We start from the raw sequence: 26,808 nt of genomic DNA, 5'->3' as shown, positions 1-26,808 counted from the left end.
TAAATGAAATTAATGCCAAAAAGCCAAGCCAATTAAAAGGCTATATTGAAGTAGCAGGCAAAAAAGCGGATGTAATTATTGCCAACCCAAGTGGGATTCATTGCGAAGGCTGCGGCATTATTAATGCCGGACGCAGCACGTTAACCACTGGAGAGGTGCAGATTGAAAATGGAGAAGTGAAAAGCTATCGTGTTGAGAAAGGTTCGGTCACCGTTTCAGGTCGTGGATTCGATAGCAGCCGTCAAGATTACACCGATATTATTGCCAAAGAAGTTAAGGTAAATGCCGGCATTTGGGCAAATGAACTCAAGGTCACAACGGGGCAAAATCAGGTTTCTGCCAACAATGACAGTATTCAAGTTATCCGTGCTGGCAAAGCAAACCAACCTGTAGGCTATGCCGTCGATGTCGCTGAATTAGGTGGAATGTATGCCAATAAAATTCATCTTATTGGGACAGAAAATGGTTTAGGCGTTCGCAATGCAGGGCATATTGGCGCTTCTGTAGGTGAAGTCAAAATTACTACCGAAGGGCAATTAGTCAATACAGGCTATCTCGGTGCCAAACAAGATATTACCCTGCAAAGCCAACAGCAGATAGCAAATCAGCCTGCTGGCGTGATATATAGCCAACAAGGCAATCTGCAAGCAACGAGTAAACAGAACGGTATTCAACAACAAGGTAGTTTGATTGCCAAAGGCAAAGCACAAGGAAAAGGCAATATTACCTTAAAAGCCAAAGAAACGATAAGTCAATTTGGTGAGAGTTTGGCAGAGGGGAATATTACTTATCAAGCGAAGCATATTGAAACCCATCCTACAGCAAAATTAATCGCCGGAGGAACTTTTACACATACAGCACAAGGTGAGCAAGTGACTATTCCTGCTTATCATTCTGCGGGAAATGTATTGAACTTGATCGCTGAAGAAACGATTTTATCGCACGGGAAACACCTAGCTTCTACGCAAATTACTGCCCAAGCAAAAACAACTTGATTTCTCTCAAAGTGGATTTCTGGCTTATCAAGCTGATTTAACGGCGACCCAAAATAATTTAGTATTAGATCAAAGTCATCTTGAGCTGAAAAATACGCTTCACTTATCTACGCCAACTCATCTTTCTAGTCAGCAAGCGAATTTACAAGCGGCTCATATTTTTACAACAGCTTCTTCACTTGATAATCGACTAGGTACTTGGATTAACCGAGATCAACAACCATTTAACCTTCGATTACTAAAAGATATTAATAATCAACAAGGGCAGATTTTTACACAAGGCAGCTTTAATCTCGTTGCTCAAGAAATTAATAATCAGCAAGGCTTGCTTTTTGCTAAAGGCAATTTAACCCTTAACAGTCAACAAACACGGATTAATAATCAGCAAGGAGTGATCAATACTGAGGGGCAACTTGAGCTCCAAAGTGGCGAGCTAATCAATGACTTAGGACTTATTCAAAGTCTTGCTGCAATGAATATTGATACACATCAACAATGGTTAAGCAATCAAGCAACGGAGCAATCTTCACGTCAGCAAGGAATCATTTCGTTTGATAAATTAGCTGTAAAAACAGGTGAGTTAATCAATCAAAATGGCTTTATTGCAAGTCATCAAAACCAGCAAATCACCGCAACGCAGATAACCAATTTGGATGGAATTATTCAAAGTGATAATGCCCAACATTTGATTAGCCTTAGTACATTAAACAATACTCAAGGACAAATCATAGCAAGCAACGATTTACTTCTTAATACAGATGATCTCAATAATTACAAAGGTCTGATTGTGACTGAAAATGGTCAGCTGACATTACAGGCACGAGGACAACTGACCAACTGGCAAGGCAATCTACTTAGTCATGGTGATGCAACAATTTCTGTACTTGGAGTTGATAATGCACAGCAAGGGGTAATTAGTAGTGCTGCTCACTTAGTGATTGACACCCATCAATCGTTATTACGCAATGAACAAGGTGTTTTATTTGCACAACAATCTCTGCATCTCGACAGTGGTGAGCTTAATAATCAGCAAGGTTTTATTAATGGGCAAACTGGTATTACAATTAATACTCATAACCATACGTTAAATAATAATCAAACCAAAAATAAAGGAATAACAAGTCAAGGTGATATTCATTTACAAGCCCTTTCTGTATTAAATAATCAACAAGGCAACCTCAGTACGAAAGGTAATTTGGTTATCCAAAGTGAACAAATTGATAACCAACAAGGAAATTTACTTAGCCAACAACAAATATCTTTAACAGGGAATACTTTAGATAATCGTCAGGGAGCTATTCAAGCACAACAAAATATTGAAATTACGGCAAATCGTGAAATTAACAATCAAGCAATCAACGCTAAAGGTTCGGTGATTCAAAGTGGTGCCACGCTCACCTTGATCACAAATCATCTGAATAATCAAGCCACCAAAGCAACGACAGCGATACCAACGCAAGGCTTATTAGGTCATCAGCTTACCTTGAGTAGTCATCAACTGGATAATCAGCGAGGTGGTATTTATACCACCGATCAACTTAGTGTGAATGTGGCACAAGATATCCATAATCAACAAGGTGAAATCCTCTCTTTAGGCAACGTGAATCTGCAAGGCGATTCTCTCACATTACATAATCAACAGGGTATCATTGAAAGCGGGCAAAATCTAAGGTTGGTTCTGCAACAGTTTAATGATGAAGGTAATATTAAAAGTCATCAGGATGCCTTGATTGAGCTACAAAAAGATTTAATCCTTACCCAACCTTTTACTGTCGCTGGCCATTTAGCTATCAAAACAATGGGCGATTTTATTAATCAGACTCAATTAATCACGGGAAAAGGTTTACAGATCACAGCAAAACAGATTGAGAATCCAATAAACAGTGAGTTCACCTCGCCAAATACCCAACTGACTGCAAATTCATTGACCAATCGGGGATTAATTGATGGTACACAAAATGCAATTTATGTGAATACCTTAAATAATCTCGGCACAGGACGCATTTATGGTGATGAATTGGCAATTCAAGCTAATGTGTTAAATAATCAACCAGAACATTCCAATAATGAAGTACATACTGCAACCATAGCGACACGTAAAAACCTCCATCTAGGGGTAGGTACCTTAACCAATAGTGATCATGCCTTAATTTTGAGTTTAGGAGATTTAACGATTGGTGGACAAATCGATGCAAAGCAACGAGCCATTGGACAAGCTGATTTTGTGGATAATGGTAGTGCTACTATTGAAGCTTTGGGGAATGGAAAAATTAATACTAAACGGTTATGGAATCATGATTTACATTTAATTACTGGAGAAGATCATCAAGATCAACGTATCAGTGAATATGCGGTACATAGTAAAGGTAAACGCTATTCTAGTCTTGAAGGATGGTTTGATCGTAATAACAATAATCGGCATGACAAAAACTCTTATTTTAATTTTAATGACGGTAGACCACGAGTGGGCAATCCAACTTGGGTACAATGGCATTTTAATCGTCATACTGTCACAACGACATTGGAACATCGTGACCCAGCTAAAATTTTGATTGCAGGTGATTTACGTTTAAATGGTGAAGATTTAGTGAATGATGTTTCACAAATTTTGGTCGGCAATCGAATCCGTATGGATGGACGGGTATTTAATCAAAATGAAAAAAATCGTAATTTAAAAGGTAATTCTGTTCGATTAGAGAATAAAGATCTCATCGGTGAAATTCATCGCCATGATGAAGGCACTTGGTACACCATGGTCACAAAACGTAAGCGTCATGGTTTGCGAGGTAAAAAAGTATGGGCTAAATATGGTGATGACGATAAACCATTTAGTCGAGATTTACCGGTGAAGTATTTTAACTTTAACTTAGTCGAAAATACTATCGGACAAACACAAGCTGTCATAAATCAAGCAACTAACACTACAATTGATGGACAACATCAAGCAACAACGCTTACGAAACAAACATTAAATGTAGCCCCCGTTTCTTCTGTGGAACCACATCAAGCATCAACACCAGCTCTTCCACAAATCATCAGTGTTGAAATGAGTCAAGCGGTTGGTAAAGTAAGAACGTATCAACCTGAAATTCATTTACCAGAAGTCAGCCTCTACCGTATTAATCCAAATACGGATAGCCATATCTTAGTAGAAACTGATCCTCGCTTTGCTAATAAACGCCAATGGCTAAGTTCTGATTATATGTTTAATGCCCTACGTGCTGATCCGCAAACGATGCTCAAACGATTAGGGGATGGTTATTACGAACAACGTTTAGTGAATGAACAGATTAATCAATTAACGGGCCAACGTTTCTTAGGTAATTACACTTCAGATTATGAACAATACAAAGCATTGATGGATGCTGGTATTCGTTATGCACAACGTTATCAGTTGACTCCTGGCGTTGCGCTTAGCGCTGCACAAATGCAGGAATTAACCGAAGATATGGTATGGCTTGCGCCTCAGACCGTCACCTTAAAGGACGGTACTCAAGTTCAAGTGCTTGTTCCACAAGTTTATCTGGTAAAACGTGATGTCGATATTCAGCCAACAGGCGCTATTATCTCTGCAAGAGAAATTGAAATAGACAGTGAGGGTGATATCAACAATAGTGGGGTCATTGCAGGACGTAATTTAACACAGATTTCGGCACAAAATGTCGTCAATACTGGTACCCTCTCTGCTGATCAACTGAATTTTCAGCTAGCGAAGCGTTTCTATCAGCAAGGTGGAGAGCTTAATGCCACTAATCTTTATCTCAATGCGGGTTCAATTCAGATTGAAGGGCGAATGAGCGAAGCAAAAGCCAACCCTAACTATGCGCATCGTCAATTAGATCAGCAAGCTTTATTACAGGTAAAACAAGCACTTATTTTGCAAAGCCAAGGCGATATTCAATTAGACGCAACCAGTGTTAATGCTGGATCTGCCTTATTAACAGCTGGTGGTGATATACATATCGGGACTGTCACTGAACGCGAACGTTCACATTATATTGCTAATTCAGAAAACTATTGGAAACTCGACCAACAAAGAGAAATCGGCTCTACCTTTGAAATTAAAGACAATGCGGTATTCAATGGCAAACAAGGTGTCATGTTACGTGCCGCACAAATTAATGCGGGTGGTGACCTTATTGTTAATAGTGAGCAAGGTGATATTCAACTACAAGCAGGGCGTGACCAAGAAACACTCTCATTTGCAACTAAATATAAAGATAAGAGCCTACTGAGCCGTAGCACGACGATCATTAAACATGATCACCAATATGACTTAGCCCAAGGTTCACAACTCTCAGGGAACAACATTGCTGTTACCGCAAATCAAGGCAAAGTCTCTGTTAAAGGCAGCACCATGGTTGCTGATAACAATGTGAGCTTACAAGCTCAAGATATAGAGATCACTGCGGCTAAAAACACCAGACAAGAACATGATTTTTACGCAGAGAAGAAATCAGGTTTAATGAGTAGTGGTGGGTTTGGTTTTACCATTGGCAGCCGCTCAGAAAAACAGGATTATACCGATAATGAAATTACCCAATCCGATGCACGTGCCACAGTAGGCAGCTTAGGCGGTAATGTTACCTTAGTCGCAGGCAAACAGGCGACTATTTTAGGGACAGACGTCATAGCTCAACCAGATAAAGCGATCAACGTTACTGCAAAATCGCTGACCGTAGATGCGGGTAAAGATATCATTGAACGTCATGAACAACATGAATTTAAACAATCAGGATTAACGGTTTCCTTATCAACGCCAGCTACCGATATGGGAATGAAAGCGAGAGAAAGCCTAGCGCGTAGCCAACAGGTTACAGACAGCCGCTTAAAAGCGCTTTATGCGATTAAAGCTGCACAAGAGGGTGTGATAGCGGCTCAAGAGGCGAAGAAAGCAGTTGAAACAGTACAAGCAGGGAAAAAAGCTGACTTTAAAGTGTCTATCGGCGTTGGCTCAAGTAAGTCTGCTTCAAGCAGTGAAACCACGCAAATTACCCATCAAGGTAGCACACTCAACGCAGGTCAAGTGAATCTCACTGCCACAGATGGCGATATTGCGGTTCTCGGCTCAACCATTCAAGCGGCGGAAAAGGTGTCACTGGATGCAGCAAAATCCCTTCAATTAACCTCCGTCCAAGACATTGAACGTCAACGCAGCCAAAATAGTAACAGCGGTTGGAGTGCAGGTGTTTTTGCAGGTGTAAATGGTGGCAGCCCTGGTTTTGGCGTGGAAGGGTCAGTACAAAAAGGCCAAGGCCATGAAAACAGCGATACGATAACGCAACGTAATACGACAGTGAATGGTCAGACTGTGAACTTACGCAGTGGCGAAGATACCGCCTTAAAAGGTGCGGTCGTTACTGGTGATAAAGTTAATGTTGAGGTTGGCAACAATCTTGTAGTAGAAAGCCGCCAAGATAGCCAACAGTATAACAGTAAACAAATACAAGGTGGGGTAAGTGCTGGTGTATCTGTGATAGGCAGTGGCTCTTATGCTTCTGTTAATGGCAGCCTTAACCGCGGTAAACTCAATGCGGCATACGTTGAAACACAAAGCGGATTACACGCAGGGGAAGCAGGGTTAACCGTCAATGTGGAAGGCAATACCCACTTAACAGGCGCTATCGTTGACAGTCAAGCAAGCCAAGAGAAAAACCACTTTACCACAGGCAGCTTAACCTCAGAAAATATTGAAAATTACAGCGAAGCCAAAGTGGAATCCGTCGGCGGTGGGCTTTCTACTGACCCAACGCAAAATATTGCCAATGGCTTTGCAGCAGGATTAAGTGCCTTAGGGAACATTAATAAACAAGATAGCAGCACCACCCACAGCGCGGTAGGAAGTAATATTCAGCTTACCACGCAACAAGGTGATATTCCGACTACCCTTTCTCGCGATACCACAACCGCGAACGAACAAGTTAATAAAACCGAGATGGCTGACCTAAAAGCTCGCCAAGAGATGGCACAGGTGATAGGTGAGATAGCCAATAATGGCATCACCATTGTGTTAAAACCAAAAGTAGATGAAGCAGAACGGCAAAAGGCTGAAGCGGAAGCGATATTAAAAAATGATGAGCATAACCAAGCAGCACAACAACAATTAGATACAGCCAATAAGGTCATAAAAACCTACGGACAAGGCGGTCAAATCCAATTAGCTGTGCGTGCGGTTACAGGGGTATTACAAGGAATAGCAACAGGTGAAGCCTCGCAAGCGGTGGTTGGTGGCTTATCGCCGTATGCCAATTATGCGATAAAGAAAGCCACAACTAATCAAATAACAGGCGAAGTAGATACCCAAGCCAACTTAATGGCACACGCCTTATTAGGTGCAATCGAAGCTTATGCGACTGGTAACAACGCTGCTGCAGGGGCAGCTGGAGCGGTTGGCGGTGAATTGGCGGCAAAAATTATCACAGAACAGCTTTACCAAAAAACACCAGCCCAACTCACCGAAGCACAAAAACAAACGGTATCGGCATTAAGCCAGTTAGCGAGTGGATTAGCCGGTGGCTTGATTAGCGACAATACCGCAGGGGCGATTAATTCGGCGGAAATTGGTAAGCGAGCGGTTGAGGATAATTTCCTTTCTGAAAAAGAGATTACTATTTTAGACAAACTTGCTCAGAAAAAAGTCTTAACGCCAGAAGATGTTGAACTTATTATGAGCATCAAAATGAAAGATAAAGTCTCTGATACCCTACTAACGAAATATCAGCAAGACCCAACATCATTAACCCCTCAAGAACATCAACAACTGATGTATTGGGTGAATGAAGCGGCAGCATGGAAACCTGAAACCGTCAAAAATATTTTGAAAATGGATGTTACAGGAGCAGCAATAAAATATTCAAACCCTGAGTTAGATAAAAAATATCAAGATGCAAAAAGGATTTATGGATCGTTGGATTATCAACTTAGTAAATCCACTTTAGAGGGATTGGCAGTGCTTGGAAATAGCGGTAATGCGATAGTTAAAGGGGTTACTACCGTTGAAGCAATAGGCACTAGAGTTGCACCAACTTTACAAAAAGTAGCGAGTAATCCAGCCGTACAAAATACAACTATCGGTTTAGGGGCTAATGGAGCAGTGCAATTTGTATCAGATCAAGATTTTAATTGGTATGAATTTGCTGGTGCTGGTATTGCTTCTGGCGTTACATATGGGATGAGCCTAAAAAATTCAATTAGAGCTAATATGGGAATTTCTATGGGAGTGAGTTTAGCTTCAGGAGGAAATCCTTTACAGGATACAAGTTTATCAGGCATTAGTACGATAATAAGTAATCAAATAAAACAGCCTATCGTTTCGGCAATATCTAGCGAACTTATTCAAAAAATACCTCAAATTGGAAATCGTATTTTACCATCAACTAATTTAGAGATAGGAGGTAATGATGAAGAAGCTAAGTAAATATTTATATAGAATAATTGCCTTATTTTCATTACCATTTCTCTTATCATCAGTAGGTCTTTTTATCAGTATGATACCAAAAAAAGAGGTATATATTTTTTTTCATTCGTTTTTTTATACAAGAAAAACTTTTAAAATATAATTTGTCTTTTTTTATAATATTATTGATGGCTGATTTATTAAGTAAAGGTTTTTCTTTGAATATAAAATATATGGAAGATAATGATATAAGAGATTTTGCTCATTCTTTATTATTAAGTGTTGTAGGTACTATAATTTTATGTTTCTTTTTTATTGAAACTAAATGCTCCATGTTATTTATATTTTTTATAATATTTGTACATTTATTCTCAATAATAGAAACATTTCAATTTTATATAATGAAAAAATATAAAAATTGGAATGTTTTTACTAGATAATTATATCATTTATATTGTTATCCTATAGGAGTTTGTGAATTATTATTGTATGCCAATTATGCGATAAAGGAAGCAACCACTAATCAAATAACAGGCGAAGTAGATACCCAAGCAAATTTAATTGCCCATGCTCTATTAGGTGCAATCGAAGCCTATGCCACAGGGAACAACGCTGCCGCAGGAGCAGCTGGTGCAGTTGGCGGTGAATTGGCAGCAAAAATTATCACAGAACAGCTTTACCAAAAAACACCAGACCAACTCACCGAAGCTCAAAAACAAACCGTCTCCACCTTAAGCCAACTTGCCAGTGGTTTAGTGGGTGGCTTGATTAGCGACAGCACCGCAGGAGGGATTAACGCAGCGGAAATTGGTAAGCGAGCGGTTGAGAATAATGGATTACTCAGTGGGCAAGTTTCTGATTTATTTAGAGAGTTGGAGGCGGCAGAGAAATATAAGCAGCCTATAGAAGAAATTTTTATAAAAGCTAAAGCGCTAAGTGATAAGCAATATAAAGAATTAACAGAAAACTGTACTGATTCTGCAATATGCCGTTACGGCACAGAAAAAGCATTAGAAGAAGCAAATCAAAAAGCCTTTGAATTGGTAGGATATTTTAATTCTAAACTAAGTAATTTATCTTATGAAGCTCAAAATAAATTTCTTGAGTTTATTATTGATGAGAATAGTAAAGAATTTAATTTTATTGAAGAAAACAGAACGATTACAGAAAAAGCGATAGTTGGTTTGGTAGAGAGTTTTATTGCCTCTCAACAAGCTCAAGGAATAAAAATATCGCCTAAGATTGCTAGTTTTGCAAAGAAAACAACATTAAACAGCCCAAAAGAATATCTATCTAAACCAAAACAAAAAGTAAACTCAGCATCAGTTGGCGATATTGTTCGTACTCCGACAAGTCATCCTGGAGATTTTAATAGAAAAAGAGATAGTAAAGGTAAGACCATATATGAAAATAAATATACTGGAGAGATTTGGTCAAGAAGTAATACAGTACATTCTGATAAATCTGGAGAATGGAAAGTTGGTTTGGACGGAAAAGAGCCAACAGTATCTAAAAAATTTACTATAGGAGATACAGATGGAAAAATTATCAAAAAAGATAATAAATAAATCGATTTCATTAGAAGCAATTAATTTTTCAGGATTCGGTTCTAGTGATATGTGGTTAGGATATTTTGAGTCACAAAATGAACACAGTCCAGCAATTATTAAAGAAGCATTAAACTTAGCCTATAGTTTTTTTAAAAAGGAACTGGATAGTTTTATTATGATAAGTGCATTAAAATATTCAAAAGAATATAATTTTAGTAATGAAAGCAATTATCATCAAAGGCTTATTAAGATGGCTCAAAAATATAATTTAATACAGAAATCAACACCTAAATTCGAGAGTTATTCTTACGGAGATATTCCATTACCAGCAAGTTGTCTAACAATCTCTTTAGATAAAAAATATTTCCTATATCTAGCAAAATTAGTAATGGGATGTGATGCAATATTTGGAGATGTTTGCTTTTTTATATCTCCTAAATTAAATATTGCTATATATCCACATGAAGACATTGGGTTTGGAGTTATATCATTAGACGACAATAAAAACTTAGGAATAGATTTTTTAAATTTCTGTAGAAAAAATAAAAATTTTAGAGTGTATATTGAAAAATAAAACTAATTTATATAGAGGATAGGATGGTATATAAAAGAATAAAATAGTATAAATCCAGTAAGAAGAATCTAACCATGATAGAAGTTACTCGATATATAGATGTTTTTGATAATATAACAGATGAATTAATTGATTCATATGAAATAACATTACCTGATGAAAAAGCTATTTCTTATATCCAGCCTGATGATGATGATTGTTATGCTATTTGTGTATATGCATTAGATGAAGAGCAAGTGATTAATTTAGGAGGAGAACACTTAGTATCTTTATATAAAAATAAGGATGTTTGTTTTCATGCGAGCTGTTGTAGAAAATAAAAATAAATCAGAAAATTTAAGCCAACTTGCCAGTGGTTTAGTGGGTGGCTTGGTGGGTGATAGCACCTCAAGTGCTATTAGTGCGGCAGAGATTGGAAAGAGGGCGGTTGAGGATAATTTCCTCTCTGAAAAAGAGATTGCTATTTTAGACAAACTTGCTGAGAAGAAAGTATTAACGCCAGAAGATGTCGAACATATCACTAGCATAAAGATGAAAGATAAAGTCTCTGATGCCTTACTAACGAAATATTAGAAAGACCCAACATCATTAACCCCACAAAAATATCAACAACTGATGTATTGGGTGAATGAAGCGGCAGCTTGGCAACCTGAAACTGCCAAGAATATTTTAAAAATGGATGTTACAGGAGCTGCAATAAAATATTCAAACCCTGAATTAGATAAGAAATACCAAGCTGCACATAGGATTTACAGCTCATTAGATTATCAATTTGGTAAATCCACTTTAGAGGGATTGGCGGTGCTTGGGAATAGTGGTAACGCAATAATTAAAGGGGTTACTACTGTTGAAACGCTTGCTAGAGGGATCAGTGATAAAGCCTTTATCACTGCTCTGCAAGCTGAAAAGGCAATGGGTAAAATTTCGCCTGCATTACAATGACTAGAGTTACTGTAATTGCTAAGCGATCTGTGTAATAGTTTTGCCTAATGCGTAAAAAAGCCTTTATCTTTTTATGTTCACTAAGTGTAATATGTTTGTAGGTGTTCATAAGTTCTTATCAGTGATTTTGTTGTGGTAAACAAATTATAGTTGATTTCCTTATGAACACTTTTTTATTTGTTGCAGTTAGATTGTAAATTTAAGGTCATAAAAAATCTGCACTTCTGTACGTTGGTGAATCCAACTTTAAAGTGCAGATGATTTTTTCATTAAGGAAATTTATTTTCCCCAAACTTCTTCACTGATTTGGCGAATAAATTCAAGTTTTTTCCATTGTTGTTCTTCGGTCAATACATTACCCTCTTCTGTTGAAGCAAAACCACATTGTGGACTTAAGCAGAGTTGATTGATATCAACATATTGGGAGGCTTCTTTAATGCGAGAAATGATTTCATCTTTATTTTCAAGCTCACCGTTTTTTGATGTAATTAATCCTAAAACAACTTGTTGATCTTTGATAAAACGAAGGGGTTTAAAATCGCCTGCACGTTCACTGTCATATTCAAGGAAGAAGCCATCCACTTTACAATGCCCGAATAATATTTCTGCAATAGGTTCATAACCGCCGGAAGAGAACCAAGTTGAGCGGAAATTACCACGACAGATATGCATTGTAATAGTCATATCTTCTGGCTTGTCTTTAATAGTTTCATTAATTAGACTAACATAATCTTTCGCAAGTTGATCAATATTAATGCCACGAGCAGCATATGCGGCACGTTTTTCCTCTGAGCAAAGCTCACCCCAACTGGTATCATCTAATTGCAAATTGCGGCAGCCTAATTTATAGAATTTTGCAATAGCGTTACGGTAAGCTTGCGCAAGATCGGCAAATAATTGTTGTGGATTTTGTTTATAAAGCTCAATTGGTTGATATTCCGCTTCACGAGCAATACAGATAACGTGCAACATTGTCGGTGAAGGAATGGTGAATTTTACCGGATAATCGCCTGCAATTTTTTGTAATGAACGGTAGTGTTCAATAAATGGATGGTTATCACTAAAACCAACTTTATCAATGATTTTTAATGTTCTAGGGCGTACATTGTGATGTTTGAATTGAACGGAGAATTTTTTCGCATCGACTTCTTCTACACCATCCAGTGCTGCAAGAAAATCCATATGCCAGAATGTTCGGCGAAATTCACCATCGGTTACCGCATGTAAACCAACCTGTTTTTGATGTTCTACTAATTTTGTAATTTCTTGATCTTCAATATCTTTTAAATCAGCACAACTAATATCACCACATTGACATTGATGACGTGCTTGTTTTAATACTTCTGGGCGTAGGAATGAGCCGACAATATCAAAACGGAAAGGGGCTTTTGTGCGTTGTGTTGCATTTGGGAATAATTTACTCATTTTAAAACCTCATATTATATATTAAAATAGACGTTTAGATGTCTAAACAAAAAATACTGTACTGTACTTTATACAAGTTATCAAGAGGATAACGAAAAATAGTGATAGAAAAGGCGATTTATCATCGCCTTTAGTTTAATTTATGCCAAAATATCGTTTTTGATATAGAAACTATTCTTCAGAAATAGCCTCGTTTTCATCGTCATCACAAATACGTTCAATGCTGACTACTTGTTCAGTATCTGACGTACGAATTAAACGGACACCCTGGGTATTACGCCCAACAAGACTGATTTCAGCAACACGAGTGCGTACCAGTGTACCGGCATCTGTAATCAGCATAATTTGGTCATTTTCTTCCACTTGGGTGGCAGCAACTACTTTACCGTTACGTTCGCTGACTTTGATTGAAATAACACCTTTGGTATTACGAGATTTGGTTGGATATTCCGCAAGTGCGGTTCGTTTACCATAACCATTCTGTGTTGCAGTAAGAATTGCTCCGTTAGTTTTAGGAATCACTAATGAAACTACTTTATCAATGCTTAAATCTAGAATTTGCTCAGTTTCATCGGTAGCGTTTTCTTCATTGCTATTTTCTTCATCGGAAATGTCATTGGTTAAAGCAAGTTTGATTCCCCTTACACCAGCAGCGGTTCTACCCATTGCACGTACTGCGTTTTCATCAAAACGCACAACACGACCTTGTGCAGAGAATAGCATAATTTCGTTATTGCCTTCTGTAATATCAGCTCCGATAAGTTCATCATCATCTCGTAAATTTACTGCGATAATACCACTGGTACGTGGGCGACTAAATTCGGTCAAGGTTGTTTTCTTCACTAAACCACCAGCAGTTGCCATTACGATAAATTTATCTTCAGCATATTCTTTGACAGGAAGGATTGCAGTAATACGCTCATTTTCTTGTAAAGGTAATAAATTGACAATAGGGCGACCTCTTGCACCACGGCTAGCTTGTGGTAATTGATATACTTTCAGCCAATATAAACGACCACGGCTAGAAAAACAGAGAATAGTATCGTGAGTATTCGCCACTAAAAGCTTTTCAATGAAATCTTCATCTTTCATTTTAGTTGCTGATTTACCTTTACCACCACGCCGTTGAGCCTCATAATCGGAAAGTGGTTGATATTTAACGTAACCTTCGTGTGACAATGTCACAACAACATCTTCAGGATTGATTAAATCTTCAAGATTGATATCTCCACTACTTGCAGTGATTTCAGTACGACGAGGATCGTTATATTGATTTTTAATTTTTTCTAGCTCTTCACGAATTACTTCCATTAAACGTACCGGACTATGTAAAATATGTAAAAGCTCTGCTATCACATCTAGCAGTGACTTATATTCATCTAGAATTTTTTCGTGTTCTAATCCGGTAAGTTTTTGCAGACGTAAATCTAATATAGCTTGTGCCTGAGCTTCACTTAAATGATAAATACCGCCACGAATACCTAAATTTTCATCTAAATCTTCTGGGCGTGCTGCATCTACGCCTGTTGCTGCCAGCATAGCCTCAACATTACCCAAATTCCATGGTTGAGATAATAATTTCTCTTTAGCTACTGCTGGTGTTGGCGCATTGCGAATTAATTCGATAATTGGATCGATATTGGCAAGAGCAATAGCTAAACCTTCTAAAATATGTGCCCGTTCGCGCGCTTTGCGCAGTTCATATACAGTACGGCGAGTAACAACTTCACGACGGTGTAATACGAACGCTTCAATTAACTCTTTAAGATTGAGTAGTTTAGGTTGTCCGTGATCGAGTGCAACAATGTTAATGCCAAAAGTAACCTGTAATTGTGTGAGGGCATAAAGATTATTTAAGACAATTTCACCGACCGCATCACGTTTGACTTCAATCACGATACGCATACCGTCTTTATCGGACTCATCACGTAAACCGCTAATACCTTCAATTTTTTTCTCTTTAACCAATTCAGCGATTTTCTCGATTAAGCGTGCTTTGTTTACTTGGTAAGGAATTTCGTGAACGATAATGCTTTCACGACCTTTGTCATCAGTTTCAATATCGGCTTTTGCACGGATATAAATTTTACCGCGTCCAGTTTTGTAAGCCTCTTCAATGCCTCTTTTGCCATTAATGATAGCCGCAGTAGGGAAATCAGGACCCGGAATATAGCTCATTAATTCATCAATAGTAATCTGTTCATTATCAATATAGGCTAAACAACCATCAATTACTTCTCCTAAATTATGTGGAGGAATATTGGTTGCCATACCGACAGCGATACCACTAGAACCATTAACAAGCAGTGCAGGCACTTTAGTGGGTAATACTTCAGGGATCATTTCCGAACCATCATAGTTCGGTTGATAATCAACAGTTTCCTTATCTAAATCAGCTAATAATTCGTGTGCAATTTGGGTCATACGCGCTTCGGTATAACGCATTGCTGCAGGGGAGTCTCCATCAATAGAACCGAAATTACCCTGACCATCAACTAATGGATAGCGTAAAGAGAAAGGTTGAGCCATACGCACTAAAGTATCGTAAACGGCAGAATCTCCGTGAGGGTGGTATTTACCAATAACATCTCCGACAATACGCGCGGATTTACGATATGGTTTATTATAATCATTGCCGCCGACAGCCATTGCGAAAAGTACGCGACGGTGTACCGGCTTTAACCCATCTCTTACATCAGGTAATGCACGACCAACAATTACGGACATTGCATAATCCAAGTAAGACGATTTCATTTCTTCTTCGATATTAACGGGAATAATATCTTTTGCTAAATCGCTCATTTAGACATTTCCTATATTTGAATTTTGTCAAAAAACAGTTTCGGATTATAGCACAAAAAGCACTGTAACCATAGGGTAAAGCTGAATTTAATCTAAGGCATAACTATGGTATTGGTAACCGTTTTCTGTTGGTAAAAATTCAAAAATATAACTAATACAATCAGGCTGATCCTCTGAATGATGAGAAACGAAAAAGAGTTGCGTATCGCTGTTTACAATCAGTTGATTGATAAAAGTTAAGACCAAATGACGATTTAATGCATCCAAGCCAATTAATGGTTCATCTAAGATTAAAATTGGAGGGTGTTTAACCAAAGCTCTGGTTATTAATAATAGTCGTTGTTGTCCCCAAGAAAGAGAGCGAAACGGTGTGTTGGTAAATTTTTCCATATTAATGCGTTGTAACCACTGCAAAGCGTTCAAACGGGTATTTTCATCAACCTGCTGATAAACACCGATAGAGTCAAAATACCCGGAAATAATCACGTTTAATGCTGAGCAGTTAACCCGATAATCAAGATGGAAATGATTGCTAAGAAAACCGATATTTTGTTTAATTTGCCAAACAGTTTCGCCACTACCACGTTGCTTGCCAAATAATTTTACTTTGTTGTTAAAAGCCTGAGGATGATCGCCGTTAATTATTGACAACAAGGTTGATTTACCACAACCATTCGGGCCTTTTATCCACCAATGTTGTTTCGGTTTTACCTGCCAGTTCAGTTTATTTAGAATAATTTTATCTCCATATTTAACAGTAACATCTTCTAAGTCAAAAATAGTTTGTAAATCTTGTGACAATGTCACAGGAGAAAAAGCAGGAAGAGGCACAGGAATGTGTAGCGAAGTTTCTGCATAGCAGAGTTGTTGGAAAGCATCACTGTCTAGAATTTTATCTGTTTGATCTTGCATTAATAAATGGCATTGATGTAGCAATGAAATAGTGTCTGACCAAATTGGCACATCGTTCAAACGATTAATCACTAAGATAATAGTAATATTTTGTTTTAACTGTTGTAATAATTGTAGCCATTGCTGTTGAGAGTTTGTATCCAATCCTTCAAACGGTTCGTCTAAAATCAATAAATCCGGCTGTTCAATTAAAGCTTTTGCCAATAACACTTTTCTTGCCTCTCCAGTAGAAAGCAATTTAAAAGCACGATCTAATAAAGGTTTTATACCAATTAAAGTGGCTGTTTCTACAATTTTTTGATCACTATACTGTTTGTCCATACAAATGATTTGTTTTGCTGTTTTACCATGATCATCTGGGCTGACACTATCATTATTTAAATCTCGAAAAATCTGCTCTAATAAGAGTTGCTGCTGAGCTAAGGAAACTAAACTGATTTTTTCAAATGTATTTTTGTAATGTCCTTCATAAGGGAGGTGATGTTGACTGATAAATTTGCTTAACGTGCTTTTACCGCTGCCGTTATGTCCGACAATAACATCAAATGTTTTCTCTTTTATTTGAAAATTATCTATGTGAAACCAGAGTTCCGATGTTATTTTTATTTTTACTTGTTGAAATTTAATTTGCATATTGATATCACTCTAACTTATTGATAAGCCTGTTTAGTTTATTTAACTTGATGCTATTAGCAAATAAATGTGTAAAAAAATAGTTGAATGCTGTATTAATATACAGTAAATTATACTGTATAAATAAACAGTATTTATGATCGTGGAGGTCATTATGCAACCGCAAACTAAAACAGCTGCCAGTGTAGAACAAAAATATTCTTATCTTCCTTTGCCGTTATATGATGATAAGCCGCAATTACCTTATTTCAATAAACAAAGCGATATTCACTATAAAATGGATCTGAATCGTTATTGCATCCGCAAGCCGCAACAAACCTTTTTTCTTCGTGTGACTAATGAAAATTTGTTGGCATGGGGGATTGATGTAGGTGATATCCTGATCATTGAGCAAAGAGAACAAATCAATGAAGGTGATTTAGTTGTAGTTGAGCAAAATGACGGATTGCAGTTATATGAATATTTTGCAATGAAAGATCAACAATATGTATTTTTTTCTTTAGACTCAAATCATAGTAATTTAACCATTAAGCAATTAACGCAACTTAACATTCAAGGCGTTGTTGCAAGTACAATTCATCAGTTAAAAAATCGCAAAGTGGCATAGGCAATACACTATAGAAAGTGATGTAGAAAAGGGAGAGGTATAAAACTTGCAAGTATGACTACTGTCTGATTAGGAAAGGTTTTAAAAATAGCTAGATAAGATCTCGGACATAAAAATTAAGGAAAATATCAAATGCTATATTAGGTTTGATATTTTCCCCAAATTTAAAACTCTAATTCAAATAAAGAAAAAGAAGAGAAAATGGTTAAATCACCTCTTTAAATGCAATCTGTGTCTGTTCAAGGAAGTCATTTTCTTCATCCGCTAACAGTAGTGGTGCGATTGGCAAATCAGGCTTATCAAAGGCAATATCGCCCTCAATATTTTCTAACGATACACCACGTTGAATTGATTTAAAATCAAACAATTTAGCATCGCACAGATGAGAAGGAACAATATTTTGTAATGCACTGAACATTGTTTCGATTCTGCCGGGATATTGTCGATCCCATTGTTGTAACATTTCCTTAATAACTTGACGCTGTAAATTCGGTTGTGAACCACATAAATTACAAGGAATAATCGGGAATTTTTTTGCTTCCGCATAACGTGCAATATCTTTTTCTCGACAGTAGGCTAATGGGCGGATAACAATCTGTTTGCCATCATCACTAATCAGCTTAGGTGGCATACTTTTCATCTTACCGCCATAAAACATATTTAAGAATAAAGTTTCCAACATATCATCACGATGATGTCCCAACGCAATTTTAGTAGCTCCCAATTCTGTAGCTGTGCGGTATAGAATACCACGGCGTAAACGAGAACAAAGCGAACAAGTTGTTTTTCCTTCCGGAATTTTCTCTTTAACGATACCGTAAGTATTTTCTTCGACAATTTTGTATTCCACACCTAACTGTTGTAAATAAGTTGGTAACACCTCTTCAGGGAAGCCGGGTTGTTTCTGATCTAAATTAACCGCAACAATTTCAAAATTTACTGGTGCATTCAATTTTAAATTCAATAAAATGTCGAGCAGGGTATAGCTGTCTTTCCCTCCGGAAAGGCATACCATTACGAGATCGCCCTCTTCAATCATATTAAAATCAGCAATGGCTTTACCCACTTCACGGCGTAAGCGTTTATGTAGTTTATTTAAGTTATAAATCTGTTTTTTTTCTATAGACATTGTTGTAATTTACTAGATAGTCAAAAATCGGCTTGATATGGTACGGAGTTATGTTTTTTTTGCAACAGATTTATCTGTTTAGACGGAAAAACTCTCTTTTTAGGTAGGCTAATTTTAAAACTAAAGTATAAAAATAGACTTGTTGTTATCTGTATATTGTAAAGGAAATTATTCTCGTTAGTTAGCGATGTTTTTAAACTTAGATTGTGATGAAAACTCAACTAATGTTTTGATGTTATAATTTTGTTCAAAATATATGACTTTTTATTTATATAAAACTTTGGTTTATTCTTTCATTTGTTAGTTATTGAATTGTAACCGATAAGTCATTTATAGTAATGTAGATTTTATCGGCGATAATGAGGGAGAGAAATATGATTGCATTAATTACAGGAGCAAGTGCTGGATTCGGTGCAGCCATTGCGCGTAAACTGGCACAAGAAGGACATAAAGTGATTGTAACGGCTCGCCGTAAAGAGCGGCTGCTCGCATTACAACAGGAGATTGGTGAGAATTGCCTACCGTTAGCGTTTGATATTACAGACGAGAAAGCGACACTACAGGCAATAGCAGAATTGCCGGAAGCGTGGAAAGCGATCGATATTTTGGTCAATAATGCTGGTTTGGCGTTAGGTATCGGTGCAGCACAAGATTCTTCTTTAGAAGATTGGAAGCAGATGATTGCGACTAATATCACCGGGTTGGTAACGGTAACACACGCTGTTTTACCGGGTATGGTGGAACGTAATCGTGGCTTAATTATTAATTTAGGTTCAATCGCCGGTACTTATCCATATCCGGGCGGCAATGTTTATGGTGGAACTAAAGCATTCGTGAAACAGTTCAGCTTGAATTTGCGTGCAGATTTGGTTGGAACCGCAATTCGGGTATCCAATATTGAACCTGGTCTTTGTGGTGGCACTGAATTTTCAAATGTTCGTTTCCACGGCGATGATGCCAAAGCAGCGGCACTTTATGCAAATGTGGATTACATTACACCAGAAGATATTGCCAATACTGTTGCTTGGATTGCACAATGTCCGTCACATATGAATATTAACCGTATTGAAATTATGCCGGTTGCACAAGCACCTGCAGGGTTAGTAATTAAGAAAAAACAATAATTCATCGTTTATTATCCCCACTGCGGTGGGGATTTTTCTTCGTTACTGGAATGAAATAACCTTTAGAGAAATCAGCTTTTTTTGCTAGAATAACGCATATTTAGTTATTTTGATCAAAATAAATCTCAGTTGTTTAGGTAACCAATAATGAGTGATTCAACTCAAACCATTCCTGAATTAGTGTCGTGGGTCAAGGAGCGAGAATTTAACCTTAGCTTAAGTACCGATCGATTAGCGTTTCTTTTAGCGATCACTATTTTTAATAATGAGCATTTCGCCGGTGAAATGGAAGAGGGCGATTTAGTCGATCTGTTTCGTCACGTTTCCAAAGCATTAGGGCAATCGGAAGATACGCTTGTACAACGTGCAAATAATGCTATCAATGATTTAGTCAAACAGCGTCTATTAAATCGCTTTAGCAGCGAATTTACGGAAGGCTTGGCAATTTATCGCTTAACTCCATTGGGCGTGGGCATTTCCGATTATTATATTCGTCAACGGGAGTTCTCGGCGTTGCGTCTATCTGTACAGCTTTCGATTGTTGCCGATGAAATTCAACGTGCTGCCGAAGCGGCAGAAAATGACGGTGATGAATATTATTGGCGGCGTGAAGTGTTTGCACCGTTGAAATATTCGGTGGCGGAGATTTTTGACAGCATTGATCTTTCGCAGCGTATTATGGATGAAAGCCAACATCAAACCAAAGAGGAAATTGCGGAATTATTAAGCAAAGATTGGCAAGCGGCAATTTCCAGTTGTGAACGGTTATTGGATGAAACATCCGGTAATTTGCGTGAATTACAGGACACATTGAACGCTGCCGGCGATAAATTACAGGCAGGCTTATTGCGTATTCAGGATTGTATTGTCGGACGTGCCGAGTTGGATTTTGTAGAACAGCTTATTATCAGTCTACAACTTAAGTTAGACCGCATTATCAGCTGGGGACAGCAAGCGATCGATTTATGGATCAGCTATGATCGTTACGTGCATAAATTTATTCGTACAGCGATCGATTTGGATAAAAACCGTGTGTTTGCACAACGTTTACGCCGTTCAATTGCTGATTATTTTGATGCACCGTTTTATTTGTGGCACGTGCAAGCGGAGCGTCTGATTGATCTGCGTGATGAAGGGTTGGCATTGCGTGAAGAAGAGGCATTAGGTGAATTGCCGACAGAGTTGGAATATGAATCATTGCAGACGGTACACGAACAGATCAGCGAAGCGATGCAAGCACTGTTAATCCGCTATTACGAAACGAAACAACCGATTGAATTGGGTGAGTTGTTACGTCAACAGCTTGAGCGTTATCCGCAATCACAACATTTTGATGTTGCCAGAATTATTGTTGATCAGGCAGTCAAATTAGGGATTGCGAGTCAAGATTTCAGTGGCAATGTACCACAATGGCAACCGATTAATGATTTTGGTGCAGAAGTTCAAGCACACCCAATTGATGAATATAATAATCAACCGAAAAAATAGATTTTTATAAGCGAACAAATTATGAGTGAAACTACCTCTTACGAACCTATCCCGGCAAAGTTGGCAATCGCCATTGCAAATCCGTTATTTCCTGTTGTTGACAGCCAATTACGTTCCGGACGACATATCAGTATTGATCAACTCGATCCACACGCCTTTTTAATGGATTTTCAAACGGAATTGGAATTGTTCTATCGTCGTTATAATGTTGAGTTGATTCGTGCGGCGGAAGGCTTTTTCTATTTGCGACCAAAAGCGACTACATTAATTGCACGCAGTGTATTGTCAGAATTGGAAATGTTGGTCGGTAAAGTGTTGTGTTATCTCTATTTAAGTCCGGAACGTTTGGCACAGCAAGGCGTTTTTACTATTCAGGAAGTGTACGATGAACTGCTTAATCTTGCGGACGAAAATAAATTGTTGAAAGCCGTTAATCAACGTTCCAGCGGTTCAGATTTGGATAAACAAAAATTGGCGGAAAAAGTGCGTGCTGCTATAAGTCGTTTACGTCGTTTAGGAATGTTGCAAACTGTAGGTGAACAAAACAGCGGTAAATTTATTATTTCAGAGTCGGTTTTCCGTTTCGGTGCAGAGGTTCGTAGTGGTGAAGATATTCAGGCAGCTCAATTACGTTTAATTCGTGAAGGAGAAATAGCAACACCGGATTCATTACAAATTGAAGCGGAACAAGACGGTATTGATGAAGATTTAGATGAAAATAGTGAAGAAGGGGAGGCATAATGGCGGATTTACAAATGGAAACATTAGAGCCACAAATTGCACCAATAACCAAAAACAGTGATGCAGAACGTGGTAAATTTCGTTCTTTGACCTTAATCAACTGGAATGGTTTTTTTGCGCGTACTTTTGATCTTGATGATTTGGTAACAACCCTGTCCGGTGGTAACGGAGCCGGAAAATCAACTACAATGGCAGGGTTTGTAACTGCATTGATCCCCGATTTAACATTGTTACACTTTAGAAATACCACTGAAGCCGGAGCATCTGGAGGCTCTCGAGATAAAGGTTTATATGGAAAACTACGCCCAGGTGTTTGTTATGCGATCCTTGATACTATTAATTCTCATCGTCAACGTGCATTAGTGGGAGTACGTCTGCAACAAATTGCAGGAAGGGATCGTAAAGTAGACATTAAAGCGTTCTCTGTCCAAGGTTTGTCTTTATCAATTTCACCGACAGAAGTTTTCACTGATAAAATTTCAGAAACACAAGCGAAAGTTATCGGATTGAATGAAGTTAAAGAGAAAGTGGAACAATTTGGGGCAAGTTTTAAGCAGTATCATTCTGTTGCCGATTATCACAGTTTTATGTTTGATATGGGGATTATTCCGAAACGGTTACGCTCTTCCTCTGATCGTAGTAAATTTTATAAATTAATTGAGGCTTCGCTTTATGGGGGGATCTCTTCAGCGATAACAAGGTCTTTGCGCGATTACTTATTGCCAGAAAATGTTGGTGTGAAAAAAGCTTTCCAAGATATGGAAGTAGCGTTGCGTGAAAATCGTATGACACTGGAAGCGATTAAAGTCACACAAGCGGATCGAGATTTATTCAAACATTTAATTACGCAATCTACTGACTATGTGGCGGCAGACTATATGCGTCACGCTAATGAGCGTAGACATAATATCGAAGCGATTTTGTCACAACGTCACGAATTGTTTAACACTAAACAGCAACTCAATTTAGCACAGCATAATATCGTTGATTTCAGTCGGGAAGTCAGTCAACTGAAAGAGGCAGAAAAAGCATTAGAAATTGATTATCAAAGTGCCAATGATCATTACAATTTGGTCGTAAATGCACAGCGTCACCAAGAAAAAATTGAACGTTATCAACAAGATGTTGAATCATTAACAGAAAATATTGAAGAGCAACAAGGTATTGTTGAAGAGGCACAAATCAATCTTGAAACACAACGAGAACAGGTTGAAGCAATAGAGGAAGAGATTGAATCTATCCGCGATCAATTAGCCGATTATCAACAAGCATTAAACGCACAGCAAACGCGCAGTGTGCAGTATCAACAAGCAGTTCAAACTTTGGAAAAAGCCAAGAATATTACCGGCATTACCACTTTAACAGCGGAGAGTGCGGAACAGTATCAAGCGGAGTTTGAAGAACAGGCAGAAGTGCTGACTGAACGTGTGTTGGAGCTGGAACAGAAATTATCGGTGGCGGATATTGCAAAAAATCAATTTGATAAAGCGTATCAGTTGGTTTGCAAAATTCACGATGAGAATGTTGAGCGTGATCAGGCTTATGAAGCAGCTAAACAGATCTTGCGTGATTATCCGGCACAAAAATTGCAGCTACAACAGGCAAATACATTAAAGACGAAATTATCCGAATTGCAACAGAAAGCGCAACAGCAGCGCCGAGTACAGCAACAATTAGCCGCGTTTAACCAACAATCCGGGCAAGCCTTGAATAGTGCAGAAATGTTGGAGAATTATGCGTTGCAGCAAGAAGAGATTGGAGCAGAGTTGGAAGAGCAATTAAACGCTTTGATTGAACAGCGTTCAGGTTTGCGTCAGCAACGGGATCACTATCAAGCGTTATATCAACAATATGCCCAAAAAGCACCATTATGGCTAACTGCACAGGCGGCATTGGAGCGTATTCAGGAACAGGTGAGTCAGCAGTTCCAAAGTGCACAAAGTGTAATGGATTTTATGCAGGTTCAGCTTAATAAAGAACGTGAATTGGTGATTTTACGCGATCAATTACAACAGAAAAAAGAGCACCTAGAGCAACAAATTTTGCGTTTAACGCAGCCGGACGGTTCGGAAGATCCACGTTTAAATCAGTTGGCTGAAAAATTCGGTGGCGTGTTGCTTTCTGAATTATACGATGATGTTGATATTAGCGATGCGCCTTATTTTTCTGCATTATATGGACCGGCGCGCCACGCGATCGTGGTGCGGGATTTAGAAGCGGTAAAACCGTTGTTGCAGGATCTACAAGATTGTCCGGATGATCTCTATTTAATTGAAGGCGATCCGAATGCGTTTGATGACAGTGTTTTATCGGCACAAGAATTAAATGCCGGTGTCGTGGTTCAGGTGTCGGAACGTGAATTGCGTTATTCCACCTTCCCGGAAATTCCGTTGTTTGGTCGTGCAGCAAGAGAAAAGCATTTGGAAACTTTGCGTGAACAGCGTGATGAAATTGCAGAGCAGTTTGCTCAAGTGTCGTTTGATGTCCAAAAATGTCAGCGTTTGCATCAACAATTAAGTCAATTTGTTGGCAGCCATCTTGCTTTAGCCTTTGAAGTTGATCCGGAAGAGTTGATGAAAGAGGTTCAGCAACAGCGCACTGATGTTGAGCGTGAATTAGCTGCATTTACCGATCAAGAGCAGCAATTACGTAGTCAAATTGCAGATATTCGTCAGCAGTTACAGCAATTAAATAAATTATTGCCACACTTATCCTTGTTGGAGGCGGATGATCTGGAACAACAGATTGAGGCTTTTCAAGAGCAGTTGGACATTGCAGAAGAGAGCGCTATTTTTGTGCGGCAAAAAGGAAATTGGATTGAACAACTTGAGCCGATTGCAACCGCGTTACAAAGTGATCCTGAACAACACCAAACTTTACAACAGGATTATCAACGTGCAGTCGAATTACAGAAACTGATACAGCAAAAACTGTTTGCCGTAACCGATGTTGTCAGTCGTTTGACACACTTTGCTTATCAAGAAAGTGTCGAAATTGAAACCTCAACTTTAAGCACCGCATTACGTGAACGTTTAGAACAGATGCAGCAACAGCGTGAACAGGTGCGTGAAGCGTTACAACAGGCACAACATCAATTCTCTCAATATCAACAAGTTTTAACCGGCTTAACCACTTCCCGCGATGTAAAACAACAAACATTGCAGGAATTGTTGGATGAAGTGGCGCAACTTGGCGTGAGAGTGGATGCGGATGCTGAAAATCGAGCTAAAACACGTCGTGATGAGCTTTATCAGCAACTATCAGTGAATCGCCAACGTTATAACTACTTAGAAAAACAATTAGCAGTGCTGGAAAATGAAAGTGACAGTTTAAGCAAATCACTGCGCAAATTGGAACGTGATTATAAGACACAGCGTGAGATGGTGGTAATATCAAAAATCAGTTGGTGTGCCGTACAACGTCTTTCTCGCCATAGTGATGTCGAAAAACGTTTACATCGTCGTGAATTGGCTTATCTTTCTGCCGAAGAGTTACGCTCTATGTCGGATAAAGCACTAGGAGCATTGCGTAATGCGGTGGCAGATAATGAATATTTGCGTGATGCGTTGCGTTTATCGGAAGATTCTGCAAAACCGGAAAATAAAGTGAAATTCTTTATTGCGGTTTACCAACATTTACGTGAACGTATTCGTCAGGATATTTTGAAAACTGATGATCCGATTGATGCAATTGAACAAATGGAAGTGGAACTTTCTCGTTTAACTGAAGAGTTGACAAGTCGCGAACAGAAATTAGCAATCAGTGCGGATAGTGTGGCGAACATTATGCGTAAAACCATTCAACGTGAACAAAATCGTATTCGATTGTTGAACCAAGGTTTGCAAAATATTGCTTTTGGTCAGGTGAAAAGCGTTCGTTTGGTAGTGAATATCCGTGATACACACGCAATGCTGTTAGATGCACTATCAGGTCAAAAAGCGGAGTATGAAGATTTGTTTAACAACAATAAGATTACTTTCTCTGAAGCATTGGCTAAATTATATCAACGTTTAAATCCACATATCGATATGGGGCAACGTAGCCCGCAGACTATCGGTGAAGAGTTGTTGGACTATCGCCATTATCTTGATTTGGAAGTAGAAGTATTTCGTGGTGCTGATGGTTGGTTACGTGCGGAAAGTGGAGCGTTATCAACCGGTGAAGCAATTGGTACAGGAATGTCAATCTTATTGATGGTAGTACAAAGTTGGGAAGAGGAGTCTCGCCGTTTACGCGGTAAAGATATTATTCCTTGCCGTTTATTATTCCTTGATGAGGCTGCACGTCTGGATGGAAAATCTATTTCCACATTGTTTGAGTTGTGTAATCGTTTAGATATGCAGTTGTTAATCGCTGCACCAGAAAATATCAGTCCGGAAAAAGGAACAACTTATAAGCTGGTGCGTAAAATTGCACATAACCAAGAGTTTGTGCATGTAGTTGGTCTTAAAGGTTTTGGTGTTTAACTTGCAGGCATAGTAGACAAAATT

At 38.3% G+C, this 26,808-nt stretch carries 15 protein-coding genes and 1 pseudogene; 12 read left to right on the top strand and 4 right to left on the bottom strand.

The features are described from left to right. The 7 genes and pseudogenes from QV04_RS11745 to QV04_RS02900 all read left to right on the top strand — a co-directional run. On the top strand, window positions 1–995 hold a 995-nt coding region (locus QV04_RS11745; protein WP_231924850.1), incomplete at its 5' end, for a filamentous hemagglutinin N-terminal domain-containing protein. A gap of 325 nt (window positions 996–1,320) precedes the next feature. Further along, complete coding sequence (locus tag QV04_RS02925) at window positions 1,321–8,412, top strand: hemagglutinin repeat-containing protein (RefSeq protein WP_065233148.1); 7,092 nt, start codon at window positions 1,321–1,323, stop codon at window positions 8,410–8,412. Window positions 8,413–8,876: 464 nt separating this feature from the next. Beyond that, window positions 8,877–9,959, top strand: a complete 1,083-nt coding sequence (locus QV04_RS11740) for a VENN motif pre-toxin domain-containing protein (RefSeq protein ID WP_065231530.1) — start codon at window positions 8,877–8,879, stop codon at window positions 9,957–9,959. Continuing rightward, on the top strand, window positions 9,928–10,515 hold the full coding sequence (locus tag QV04_RS02915) for a hypothetical protein (protein ID WP_013747209.1): 588 nt from the start codon (window positions 9,928–9,930) through the stop codon (window positions 10,513–10,515). The genes QV04_RS11740 and QV04_RS02915 overlap by 32 nt, the downstream gene beginning before the upstream one ends. A 74-nt stretch (window positions 10,516–10,589) precedes the next feature. Then, window positions 10,590–10,835: a DUF7683 domain-containing protein gene (locus tag QV04_RS02910; protein ID WP_013747210.1), complete on the top strand. Its 246-nt coding sequence runs from the start codon at window positions 10,590–10,592 to the stop codon at window positions 10,833–10,835. Between the two features lie 13 nt (window positions 10,836–10,848). Continuing rightward, window positions 10,849–10,962 (top strand): annotated as a pseudogene (locus tag QV04_RS11950) (VENN motif pre-toxin domain-containing protein); the annotation flags it as partial. A gap of 168 nt (window positions 10,963–11,130) precedes the next feature. After that, entirely contained in the window at window positions 11,131–11,457 is a 327-nt protein-coding gene (locus tag QV04_RS02900) for a hypothetical protein (protein WP_013747212.1), read from the top strand. 279 nt (window positions 11,458–11,736) lie between these two features. Here the strand turns inward: QV04_RS02900 and QV04_RS02895 are convergent, their stop codons facing one another. The 3 genes from QV04_RS02895 to modF all read right to left on the bottom strand — a co-directional run bounded on the left by QV04_RS02895 (window position 11,737) and on the right by modF (window position 17,229). Continuing rightward, complete coding sequence (locus tag QV04_RS02895; RefSeq protein ID WP_065231531.1) at window positions 11,737–12,882, bottom strand: 5-methyltetrahydropteroyltriglutamate--homocysteine S-methyltransferase; 1,146 nt, start codon at window positions 12,880–12,882, stop codon at window positions 11,737–11,739. Between the two features lie 171 nt (window positions 12,883–13,053). Then, window positions 13,054–15,684: a DNA topoisomerase (ATP-hydrolyzing) subunit A gene (gene gyrA / locus QV04_RS02890; protein WP_065231532.1), complete on the bottom strand. Its 2,631-nt coding sequence runs from the start codon at window positions 15,682–15,684 to the stop codon at window positions 13,054–13,056. Between the two features lie 87 nt (window positions 15,685–15,771). Then, the gene (gene modF / locus QV04_RS02885; protein ID WP_082985559.1) at window positions 15,772–17,229 is read right to left on the bottom strand and encodes a molybdate ABC transporter ATP-binding protein ModF; all 1,458 of its coding nucleotides are present in this window, start codon (window positions 17,227–17,229) and stop codon (window positions 15,772–15,774) included. A 154-nt stretch (window positions 17,230–17,383) separates the two neighbouring features. Between modF and QV04_RS02880 the strand changes: the two genes are divergently transcribed. Beyond that, complete coding sequence (locus QV04_RS02880) at window positions 17,384–17,836, top strand: LexA family protein (protein ID WP_039135946.1); 453 nt, start codon at window positions 17,384–17,386, stop codon at window positions 17,834–17,836. Window positions 17,837–18,041: 205 nt separating this feature from the next. On the opposite strand, the gene ttcA is transcribed toward QV04_RS02880, so the two are convergent. Then, window positions 18,042–18,965, bottom strand: a complete 924-nt coding sequence (gene ttcA / locus QV04_RS02875) for a tRNA 2-thiocytidine(32) synthetase TtcA (RefSeq protein ID WP_065231533.1) — start codon at window positions 18,963–18,965, stop codon at window positions 18,042–18,044. A 374-nt stretch (window positions 18,966–19,339) separates the two neighbouring features. Here ttcA and QV04_RS02870 point away from each other — a divergent pair, with 374 nt between their 5' ends. The 4 genes from QV04_RS02870 (at window position 19,340) to mukB (ending at window position 26,784) form a co-directional block, all read left to right on the top strand. Then, a complete protein-coding gene (locus QV04_RS02870) occupies window positions 19,340–20,089 on the top strand; it encodes an SDR family oxidoreductase (RefSeq protein ID WP_065231534.1) in 750 nt (249 codons plus the stop codon). A gap of 147 nt (window positions 20,090–20,236) precedes the next feature. Beyond that, complete coding sequence (gene mukF, locus QV04_RS02865; protein ID WP_065231535.1) at window positions 20,237–21,577, top strand: chromosome partition protein MukF; 1,341 nt, start codon at window positions 20,237–20,239, stop codon at window positions 21,575–21,577. 21 nt (window positions 21,578–21,598) lie between these two features. Further along, window positions 21,599–22,318: a chromosome partition protein MukE gene (gene mukE, locus QV04_RS02860; RefSeq protein WP_039135938.1), complete on the top strand. Its 720-nt coding sequence runs from the start codon at window positions 21,599–21,601 to the stop codon at window positions 22,316–22,318. Then, complete coding sequence (gene mukB, locus QV04_RS02855; protein ID WP_065231536.1) at window positions 22,318–26,784, top strand: chromosome partition protein MukB; 4,467 nt, start codon at window positions 22,318–22,320, stop codon at window positions 26,782–26,784. The genes mukE and mukB overlap by 1 nt, the downstream gene beginning before the upstream one ends. The last annotated feature ends 24 nt before the right edge of the window (window positions 26,785–26,808 follow it).

The organism is Gallibacterium genomosp. 1 (genome assembly GCF_001678575.1).
In the GTDB taxonomy this organism is placed as follows: domain Bacteria; phylum Pseudomonadota; class Gammaproteobacteria; order Enterobacterales; family Pasteurellaceae; genus Gallibacterium.
Note: the sequence above shows the minus strand (reverse complement) of the source record. Positions and strands in the feature narration are given on the sequence as shown.